The organism is Pseudomonas sp. 20P_3.2_Bac5, assembly GCF_025466035.1.
Taxonomy (GTDB): domain Bacteria; phylum Pseudomonadota; class Gammaproteobacteria; order Pseudomonadales; family Pseudomonadaceae; genus Aquipseudomonas.
Genome location: NZ_JANLOA010000117.1, coordinates 1 through 327 on the forward strand (window position 1 = coordinate 1; position 327 = coordinate 327).

The following is a 327-nucleotide window of genomic DNA, read 5'->3' on the forward strand; positions in this document are numbered from 1 at the left end:
GCCAGGTAGCTGGTTGGCAGCGGGGTCAGGTTGATGCTCAGGGTGCCTTCGCTGGCGTTGGTGAAGTCGCCGGTGACGGTCAGGTTGCCGTTCGGGCCGGGCTGCACGGTGCCTTTGTTGATCACGCTGTTGACAGTGCCGGTGCCGGTGAGGCCGGCGCCGTTGGCGACGACGATGTCGGCCGCCAGGGTATTGCCGACCGGTGCGGCGAACAGGGCCATGCGCGCGAACGCAGCCACCGGCGCGGCAGCGGCGGCGACCGTTTCACCCACTTGCAGCACGCCTTCCTGGATCAGGAAGTCGCCGCTGAAGCTGTGGTCGCCGGTG

Annotated in this window: 1 pseudogene; it reads right to left on the minus strand. The window is 68.5% G+C overall.

The annotated features are described in order from the left end of the window. Window positions 1-327: pseudogene (locus tag NTD88_RS21450) on the minus strand (hypothetical protein); the annotation flags it as partial.